This window comes from Kineococcus rubinsiae (assembly GCF_011839805.1).
Lineage (GTDB): Bacteria > Actinomycetota > Actinomycetes > Actinomycetales > Kineococcaceae > Kineococcus > Kineococcus rubinsiae.
On sequence record NZ_VWPY01000028.1, the window covers coordinates 49439 to 58592 of the forward strand.

The following is a 9154-nucleotide window of genomic DNA, read 5'->3' on the forward strand; positions in this document are numbered from 1 at the left end:
CGCGGCGCCGGGGGGAACGCCTGCCGTCACCGGCGGGAGTGCGGCGGGTTCACCCCGCCCGGCCGCCCGGGGTCAGGTCCGTCGCGGCGAGCTGGGCCTGGATGGCGATCTCGATGGCCGTGAAGGCGTGCTCCTGCGTCATCGCCACCTCGGTGCGCTCCAGGCAGTCCAGCACCAGCTGCCCGAAGTACGGGTAGCCCACTGTGCCGGTGACCTGGAAGTGCGTCTCCTCCCGGCCGTTGGTGAGGAACAGGTGCCCCGGGCCCTCCTGCGTCGCGAGGTTCACGTACTTGCGCTGCTCGATGAACCCCTCGGTGCCGAGGATGAACGTCCGGCCGTCGCCCCAGGTCTGCAGGCCGTCTGGGGTGAACCAGTCGCAGCGGAAGTACCCGGTGGCGCCGGTGTCGGTGACGAGGTTCGCGTCGCCGAAGTCGTCGAAGCCGGGGTGCTCGGGGTGCGCGTAGTTCGCGATCTGGCTGTTCGCGACCCGGGCGCCGCGGGAGCCCGTGTAGTGCAGCACCTGGTCGACGTTGTGGCTGCCGATGTCGATGAGGATCCCGCCGTGCTTGGCCCGGTCGAAGAACCAGTCCGCCCGGCTCGGGGCGTTCAACCGGTGCGGCCCCAGGCCGATGACCTGCAGGACGCGACCGATCGCGCCCTGCTCGATGAGCTGGCCGGCGAACACCGCGGTCTCGACGTGGACGCGCTCGGAGTAGTAGACGGCGTACTTGCGCCCCGTGCGGGCGACGGCCTCGCGGGCCGCGGCGAGCTGCTCCAGCGTCGTCAGCGGGGCCTTGTCGCTGAAGTAGTCCTTGCCGGCCTCCATGACCCGCACGCCCAGCGCGGACCGGTCGCTGGGGACGGCCGCAGAGGCCACCAGCTGCACCTCGGGGTCGTCGAGCACCTCGTCGGGGGAGCGGGCGACGCGGACGTCGGGGAAGTGCCCGCGGAAGGCCTCGACCTTGGCGGGGTCGGGGTCGTGCACCCACTTCAGGGTCGCGCCGGCCCCGGCGAGGCCCTCGCACATGCCGTGGATGTGGCCGTGGTCCAGGCCGATCGCCGCGGCGACGAACGCGCCGGGTTCCACGACGGGGTCGGGCACGGGGGCGGGCGCGTAGCTGCCGCCGTCGGTGGCGCTCACCGCGAGGCCCCCGAGACGCTGATCGCCCCGTCCTGCTCGGTGACCGAGGCGGTCTTGGCGTAGAACCGCGGTGCGCGCTGCGCGAGGGTCCCCGGCAGGTACCAGGGGTCGTCGGCGGCCAGCGGCACGTCGACCGTGCGGCGCTCGACGGCCGCCTGGTAGACGGCCGTGATCAGCTCGATGGTCCGGCGGCCGTCGCGGCCGTCCACGGCGGGTCGGCGCCCGGTCTCCAGCGCCGTCAGCACGTCGTCGACCTGCCCCTGGTGCCCGGTGTGGGCCAGGGGTTCCTGCGCCGCGGCCAGCGCCCGGAGCCGCTCGACGAGATCGGGGTTCCCGCCCGGGACGGGGAACCCGTTGGGCTGCGCCACGTCCGCGACCACCTCCCCGTCCAGGCTGACGCTGGCGTCGCGGCCCTGCACGACGATCTTCTGCGGTTCGCCGTGGTGGACGACGGAGCTCGTGATCGTGGCCAGCGCGCGCCGGTAGGCCAGCACCGCCACCGAGAGGTCCTCGACCTCGGCGTTCTCGTGGGCGGCGTTGGTCAGCACGGCCGTCACCGACTTCGGCGCGCCCAGCAGCCACAGCAGCAGGTCGACGTGGTGCACCGCGTGGTTCAGGGTGCAGCCGCCGCCCTCCTGATCCCACGTCCCGCGCCACCAGAGGTCGTAGTAGCCGAGCCCGCGCCACCAGGCCGAGTCGACCTGGACGTGGGAGACGGGACCGGCGAGGCCCGAGTCGAGGAGGGCCTTCAGCCGCACGACGTCGTCGCGGAAGCGGTTCTGCGCGACGGAGGAGAAGAACGCCCCGCCCTGCTCCTCGGCCCGCAGGATCGCGTCGCACGCGGCGAGGGAGGGCGCCATGGGCTTCTCGCACAGCACGTTCACGCCCGCGGTGAGGAAGTCGACGCTGATGGCCTCGTGCGTGGACGGCGGGGTGCAGATGCTCACGAGGTCCACCTGCTCGGCCGCGAGCAGCTCCTCGTGGGAGGCGTGGACGGTCGCCTGGTCGAGGCCGAACTCCCGGCGCCGGGCGTGGGCCCGCTCCGGGGAGACGTCGCTGAGCGCCACCACGGTGCAGCGCTCGCCGAACGCGCGGTAGGCCGCCAGGTGCGAGGCGGAGATCCCGCCCGTCCCGACGACCGCGACGCGGATCACCGCTGCCCCCCGGCGTCGCCGCGGGGTGCGTAGGCCTCGCGGGGGATGGTCGTCGTCAGGTCGACGGCGGTCTCCACGGCCTCCTCCAGCGACAGCTGGCCGGAGGCCACGAGCGAGGCGAGGAAGCCGCTGTCGACGCGGCGGGACACGTCGTGGCGGGCGGGGATCGAGGCGAACGCGCGGGTGTCGTCGACGAAGCCGGAGGTGTTGTAGAAGCCCGCCGTCTCCGTGACGGCCTCGCGGAAGCGGCGCATCGCCAGCGGCGAGTCCAGGAACCACCAGGGCGCGCCCAGGCGCACCGCGGGGTAGGCCCCGGCCAGCGGCGCGAGCTCGCGGGAGAACGTCGTCTCGTCGATCGTGAACAGCACGCAGCGGAACGCGGGGTCGGAGCCGAACTCCGACAGCAGCGGGCGCAGGCCGTGGACGAAGTCGACGGCGATCGGGATGTCGAAGCCCTTGTCGGTGCCGAAGCGCTCGTGGACCGCGGGGTCGTGGTTGCGCAGCACGCCGGGGTGGATCTGCATGACCAGGCCGTCGTCGCGGCTCATCCGGGCCATCTCGAACAGCATGTGCGCCGCGAACGCCGCGGCGTCCGCGGGGCTCACCGACCCCGAGCGGGCGGCGGCGTAGATCCGCTCGGCGTCGGCGCGCCCGAGCGGGGTCGAGTCCGCGGTGAGGTGGCCGTGGTCGGTGGCCCGCGCGCCCATCGCCACGAAGTGCTCGCGGCGCTGCCGCAGCGCGGCGAGGTAGCCGGCGTAGTCGCCGACGTCGTGCCCGGAGACCTCCGCCAGCTCCTCCACGTCCTGCTTCCAGCCCGCGCGGTCCAGCTGCACGAGGGCGTCGGGGCGGAACGTCGGCACGACCGTGCCCGCCCAGTCCGAGGCCGCGATGGCCGCGTGGTGCTCCAGCCGGCTCGCCGGGGCGTCGGTCGTCGCCAGCAGCTCCACGCCGAAGGCGTCGAACAGCGCGCGGGGCCGGAACTGCGGGCTCGCGATGCGCTCGGCCAGCTGGTCGTAGACCTCGTCCGCGGTCTCGGGGGAGGGCTGCACGCGGACGCCGAACACCTCGTGCAGCTCGTGCTCCAGCCAGTACCGGCTGGGCGTGCCGCGGAAGAGGTGCCACCCCGCGCAGAACCGGCGCCAGATCTCGCGCCCGTCCTGCTCGACGGGGCCGCCGTCGGCGCGCGGGACCCCGAGGTCCTCCGGCCGGGTGCCCTGCGAGACGAGCATGCGGGTCACGTAGTGGTCGGGCACCACGAGCAGCTGCGCCGGGTCGCCGAACGGCTCGTCGTCGGCGAGGACCTGCGCCTCGACGTGGCCGTGCATGCTGATGAGCGGCAGGTCGCGCACCTGCCCGTAGATCTCCCGGGCCAGGGAGCGCACCCCCGGTTCGGTGGGCAGGAGGCGGTCGTCGTCGAGCGTGAGCGGGCGCACGGGGTCTCCGGTGGTTCGCAGGAGCGGTTCGGGTGCTGCGGCAGGGCTTCCGGGAGCAGCTACAGGGGCAGGATGTCGTCCGCCCGCACGGGCAGGCCGGTCTCGAAGGAGCGGTTCGCGGCGAGGCCCGTGAGCAGCGAGCGCGCCCCGTCCAGCTGGGTGGAGGCGCGGCCCAGCGGGTCCGGCGCCGGGGGGCCGCCGAAGATGTCGGCCAGCATCCGCTCGTCGCCGCCGCCGTGGCCGGCGCCGGAGGTGTCGGGCAGGTCCAGCTCGACCGGGCGCTCCCACAGCCGGCGCAGCGTCAGGCGGGTCCCGGCGCCGGAGTCGGCGTCGTGGCCGTCCACCCCGTGCAGGGCCTCGCCCGGGGCGCGGCTCGCGGTGACCGGGTCGACGAAGGCGTTCTCGACGACGTCCAGCTCCAGCCGGCCCTCGCTGCCGTTGAAGACGACGTGGTAGCCCTCCCAGGGGGAGTAGGCCGTGAGGTGGTAGCTCATCGTCGCGCCGCTGCGGTAGCGCACGGCCACGCACATGTCGTCCTCGATCGTCACGCCGGGGGCGAAGACGTTCTGGTCGCGGTGGTAGCCGTCCTCGTGCTCGGCGTCGAGGTAGAGGGCCGTGAGGTTCGGCGAGGAGTCCAGCTGCAGGGCGAACGGGTCCTCGGCGGCCTCGGGCGCCCCGTGCGCGCGCTCGTAGTCGCGGGCCAGGCCGCGGCGCCCGCCGTTCTCGTCGCCGTAGAAGAACAGCCGGCCGAGGCCGAACACCGTCTCGGGGCTCGAGGCGATCCACCAGTTGACGAGGTCGAAGTGGTGGGTGGCCTTGTGGACCATGAGGCCGCCGGAGTTGGCCTTGTCGCGGTGCCAGCGGCGGAAGTAGTCCGCGCCGTGGCGGGTGTCGAGCAGCCACTCGAAGTGCACGGAGCCGACCTCGCCGATCGCGCCCGAGGCGATGACCTCGCGGACCTTGGCGTGCGCCGGGTTGTAGCGGTAGTTGAAGGTGACCGTCACCTTGCGGCCGGTCGCCTCCTGGGCGTCGAGGATGCGCCGGCAGCGCTCCGCGTCGATCGTCATGGGCTTCTCGGTCACGACGTCGCAGCCGGCGTGCAGCGCCGCGACGATGTACTCGTCGTGCGTGCGGTCCAGCGTGGTGACGACGACGGCGTCGACCCGCTGCTCGGCGAGCATCGTCGTGAAGTCCCCGGCCGCGTAGGTGGGCACCGGGTCGTGGTCGTGGTCCTCGCGCAGGGCCTTGTTGTGGGCGTCCATGCGCGTCTGGTTCACGTCGCACAGGGCCACGAGCTCGTTGCGGTCGGCGTGGGTGCCCGCGAGCGCGCGGACGTACATCTGGGCCCGCCCGCCGAGGCCGACGATCGCGTAGCGGGTGCGTGGGGCCCCGGCGTGCGAGGGGGTGGACGCGGTCATGAGGGGACTCCTCCGCGAGTCGAGGGGGCGCGGGCGCCGCGGCGCCACTGCAAACCTTTGCGGCCAAGTCAGCACCCTGGTGACGCAGCCTGTCAAGCAGGCCCCGCCCGGAGGCGCCGCGGGAGCGGACCCCGCTCGGTCACAGGCTGAAAACCTTTGTGGAAACCGGCGGGAAAGCGCTTGACGGCGCCGCCCGGCTGTGCCGCAATGGGGCGAGCCACCGGGCAGGGCCGCCGTCGGCCCGTCACCGATCGAAGGAGATCACGATGACCACCCCCTCCGGGCGCACCCCGTCCCGCCTCGCCGCCCCGGGCCGCCGCTCCTTCCTGACCGGCGTCCTCGGCGCCTCGGTCCTCGGCCTGGCCGCGTGCGGCGGGGACGACGACACCGCGGCGGCGGGCTCCGGCGCCGCGGCCGGCCCGGAGACCACGGAGCCCGTCGTCCTCACGGTCGCCTGGTGGGGTGGACCGGCCCGCGCCGAGAACACGCAGAAGGTGCTGGACCTCTACACGAAGGCCCACCCCAACGTCACGTTCAAGACGCAGTGGCAGGGCTACAGCGGCTACTACGACAAGATCAACACCTCCGCGGCGGGCCGCAACGCCCCCGACATCATCCAGATCGACAACCGCGCCCTGCGCGAGTACGCCAACAAGAAGCTGATCGCGGAGCTCGACCCGTTCGTCGGCAAGACGCTGGTGACGGACCAGATCGACCCCAAGCTGCTCGGCACCGGCAAGGTGGACGACAAGCTCTACGCCCTCCCGCTGGCCTCGAACACCCAGGCGTTCGCGGTCGACGCGACGGTGCTGGGTCCGCTGAACCTCCTGCCGGCCGAGGCGGGCTGGGCCGACTACGACGAGTTCAGCACGTGGGCCGCGTCCGTCACCAAGGCCACCGGCGGCAAGGTCTGGGGCACGCGCGACGAGAGCGCGAACCTCAGCTGGATGGAGCCGTGGCTGCGCCAGAACGGCAAGGAGCTCTACGACGGCCAGGCCCTCGGGTTCAGCGAGGCCGAGGCCGTGGAGTGGTTCACCCTCTGGGACGACCTGCGCAAGAGCGGCGGCGCCTCGCCCGCCGAGGTGAGCCAGCCCGCCAACAGCGGTGACATCTCCAAGAACACGGTCACGTCCAAGCAGACGACCGGCAGCTTCACCTACGACAACCAGCTCACCGAGCTGGCCAAGGCCACCGACCACGAGCTGCAGCTGGTGCCGCTGCCGGGCGACCTCTCCGGCAACTACGCCCGCCCCTCGCAGTTCTTCACGGCCTACGCCCGCGGCAAGAACATCCCCACGGCCGTCGACGTCATCAACTTCTTCGACAACGACCAGGCCGCCGGCGAGGCCCTCGGCACCGAGCGCGGCCTGCCGCCGAGCAAGGAGATCCGGGACGCCATCAGCCCGACCTTCAGCGACCAGCTCAAGTACGTCGTGGCCTACGACGAGCGCGTGACCGCCGAGGCCGGGCCCACGCCGCCCGTCCCCGCGCAGGGCGACTCCCAGATCGGGCAGCTGCTCACCTCCGCCGCCGAGAACGTGGCCTTCGGGCGCGCGCAGATCGCGGACGCGGCCAAGGAGTTCGTCTCCCAGGCCAACTCGGCGCTCGAGCGCGCCGGCAGCTGAGACCGATCCCCTCCACGGACAGGAGCGCCACCATGGCGGACACCGCCTCCCGACCACCTCGGGTCAGCGCGCGCCGCGCCGCCCGCCCGCCCGCGCCGGGCGGCAGCCCGCGCCGGCGGCGGGAGGCGGTCGCCGGCTACACGTTCCTCATCCCGTGGTTCATCGGGCTCTTCGGGATCACGCTCTTCCCGATGCTGTACTCGCTCTACCTCAGCTTCACCGACTACGACCTGCTGCAGTCCCCGCAGTGGATCGGACTCGAGAACTACGTCCGCATGCTCACCGACGACCCGCAGTACTGGAACTCGGTGAAGGCGACGCTGGTCTTCGCCCTGGTCTCGGTGCCGCTGAAGCTGGCCGTCGCCCTCGGGGTCGCGCTGCTGCTCTACCGCGACCGCCGCGGCGTCGGGCTGTACCGGGCGCTGTTCTACGTGCCCTCGCTCCTCGGGGGCAGCGTCGCCGTCGCCATCGTCTGGCAGACGCTCTTCGGCGGCCAGGGCGCCATCAACGAGATCCTCGGGATCTTCGGCATCGGCGGCCGCAGCTGGATCACCAACCCCTCGACGGCGCTGGGCACGCTCGTGCTGCTGGCCGCGTGGCAGTTCGGTGCGCCGATGGTCATCTTCCTGGCGGGGCTCAAGCAGATCCCGGCCGAGATGTTCGAGGCCGGGTCCCTCGACGGGGCGGGCCGCTTCACGCAGTTCTGGCACATCACGCTGCCGATGCTCTCGCCCGTCCTGTTCTTCAACCTGGTGCTGGAGACCATCGCCGGGTTCCAGGGGTTCACGGCCGCGTTCGTCATCAGCGGCGGCACCGGCGGCCCCGCCGACTCCACGCTGCTCTACACCCTGTACCTGTACCTGCGCGGGTTCGGCGACTTCCAGATGGGCTACGCGTCGGCGATGGCCTGGGGCTTCCTGCTCGTGCTGGGCGTCATCACCGCGATCGTCTTCCGCAGCGGCTCGCTGTGGGTCCACTACGCCGACGAGGGGGAGCACTGATGACCACCGCCCCGAGCACCCTGGCCTCGGCGCCGCTCGCGCCCCAGGCCCCCAGCCCCGCCGGCCGGCCGGCGCGGACGGCCGGGAGCCTCGTCGCCCACGTCGTCCTCGTCGCGCTCCTCGTCGTCGCGCTGTACCCGATCGCCTACCTCCTCGGGACCTCGTTCAAGTCCCCGCAGGAGATCGCGAACAACCTCAACGTCCTGCCGGAGTCCTTCACGCCGAAGAACTACGCCGACGGCTGGTCGGGCATCCCCGGGGTCAGCTTCGCCCGGTTCTTCACCAACAGCGTCGTCGTCTCCGTCGGCGTCGTGGTCGGCAACGTCGTCTCGTGCTCGCTCGCGGCCTACGCCTTCGCCCGGCTGCGCTTCCCGCTGCGCGGGCTCTGGTTCGCGCTGATGATCGGCACGCTGCTCCTGCCGCACCACGTGCTCGTCGTCCCGCAGTACGTCCTGTTCAACAGCCTGGGCTGGGTCAACACGCCGCTGCCGCTCATCGTGCCGAAGTTCCTGGCCACCGACGCCTTCTTCGTCTTCCTCATGGTCCAGTTCATGCGCGGCATCCCGCGCACCCTGGACGAGGCGGCGGCGATCGACGGCTGCGGGCCCTTCGCGACGTTCTTCCGCATCGTGCTCCCGCTGACCAAGCCGGCCCTGGTGACGACGACCGTCTTCTCGTTCATCCAGACCTGGAACGACTTCTTCTCCCAGCTGGTCTACCTCAACGACATCACCAAGTACACGCTGCCCATCGGCCTGCGCCTGTTCCTGGACTCCTCGGGGCAGAACAGCGTCGGCCCGATGTTCGCGATGTCCGCGCTCAGCCTCGTGCCGGTGTTCCTCTTCTTCCTCGTGTTCCAGCGCCTCATCGTCGAGGGCATCAACACCAGCGGGATCAAGGGGTGAGCGCCCCCGTGGCCGCGGCTCCCCGGCGTCCGCGCCGCCGGGCCCCGGAGGCCACCGGCTCCGGTTCCGGCTGGAAGGAGCAGGTGCGGCGGATCTCCGAGCTCTGCCTGCTCGGGGTCGTCGCCGCGCTCCTCAGCCTGTTCGTCCTGCCGCTGGGCGCCGTCCTCGCCACGGTCTCGGTCGCGGTCGGCCACTACGCCGACCACGACGAGCTGCCGCGCTGGTCGGCCCTGGCGCGGGAGTTCGGCCGCCGCTTCCCGGCCGGCTGCGTCGTCAGCGTGGGCGCCGTGCTCGCGCTCCTGCTCGTCGTGCGTGAGCAGGAGCTGCTGCGCGCCGGGACGGTGCCCGGCGGGAACGCCGCCGCGGCGGTCGTCCTGCTCGTCACCGCCGTCCTCCTGGCGGCCGCGCTGCTCGCCGTCCCGCGCCTGGCCGACGGCCTCGGCTGGCGCGCCGCGCTGGCCGCCGGCTGGCGGGACC

At 72.7% G+C, this 9154-nt stretch carries 7 protein-coding genes and 1 pseudogene; 4 read left to right on the top strand and 4 right to left on the bottom strand.

The genetic code is table 11. From position 1 onward, the window contains the following. Nucleotides 1-49: 49 nt before the first annotated feature. The 4 genes from F1544_RS24610 to F1544_RS14125 are packed head-to-tail and all read right to left on the bottom strand — an operon-like array spanning nt 50 to nt 5146. The gene (locus F1544_RS24610) at nt 50-1141 is read right to left on the bottom strand and encodes a Gfo/Idh/MocA family protein (RefSeq protein WP_167586410.1); all 1092 of its coding nucleotides are present in this window, start codon (nt 1139-1141) and stop codon (nt 50-52) included. After that, nucleotides 1138-2295, bottom strand: coding sequence for a Gfo/Idh/MocA family protein (locus F1544_RS14115; RefSeq protein WP_167586412.1), 1158 nt, complete (start codon nt 2293-2295; stop codon nt 1138-1140). The genes F1544_RS24610 and F1544_RS14115 overlap by 4 nt, the downstream gene beginning before the upstream one ends. Next, nucleotides 2292-3728: a glucuronate isomerase gene (gene uxaC / locus F1544_RS14120; protein WP_167586414.1), complete on the bottom strand. Its 1437-nt coding sequence runs from the start codon at nt 3726-3728 to the stop codon at nt 2292-2294. The genes F1544_RS14115 and uxaC overlap by 4 nt, the downstream gene beginning before the upstream one ends. Nucleotides 3729-3787: 59 nt before the next feature. Continuing rightward, nucleotides 3788-5146, bottom strand: a complete 1359-nt coding sequence (locus F1544_RS14125; protein WP_167586416.1) for a Gfo/Idh/MocA family oxidoreductase — start codon at nt 5144-5146, stop codon at nt 3788-3790. A 266-nt stretch (nt 5147-5412) separates the two neighbouring features. On the opposite strand from F1544_RS14125, the gene F1544_RS14130 reads away from it, so the two are divergent. The 4 genes and pseudogenes from F1544_RS14130 to F1544_RS14145 all read left to right on the top strand — a co-directional run. Then, the gene (locus tag F1544_RS14130; RefSeq protein ID WP_167586418.1) at nt 5413-6771 is read left to right on the top strand and encodes an ABC transporter substrate-binding protein; all 1359 of its coding nucleotides are present in this window, start codon (nt 5413-5415) and stop codon (nt 6769-6771) included. 32 nt (nt 6772-6803) lie between these two features. Continuing rightward, on the top strand, nt 6804-7772 hold the full coding sequence (locus F1544_RS14135) for a carbohydrate ABC transporter permease (protein WP_167586419.1): 969 nt from the start codon (nt 6804-6806) through the stop codon (nt 7770-7772). Then, nucleotides 7772-8677: a carbohydrate ABC transporter permease gene (locus F1544_RS14140; protein ID WP_167586421.1), complete on the top strand. Its 906-nt coding sequence runs from the start codon at nt 7772-7774 to the stop codon at nt 8675-8677. Before F1544_RS14135 ends, F1544_RS14140 begins: the two co-directional genes overlap by 1 nt. Beyond that, nucleotides 8674-9154 (top strand): annotated as a pseudogene (locus F1544_RS14145) (hypothetical protein); the annotation flags it as partial. The gene F1544_RS14140 and the pseudogene F1544_RS14145, both read left to right, overlap by 4 nt.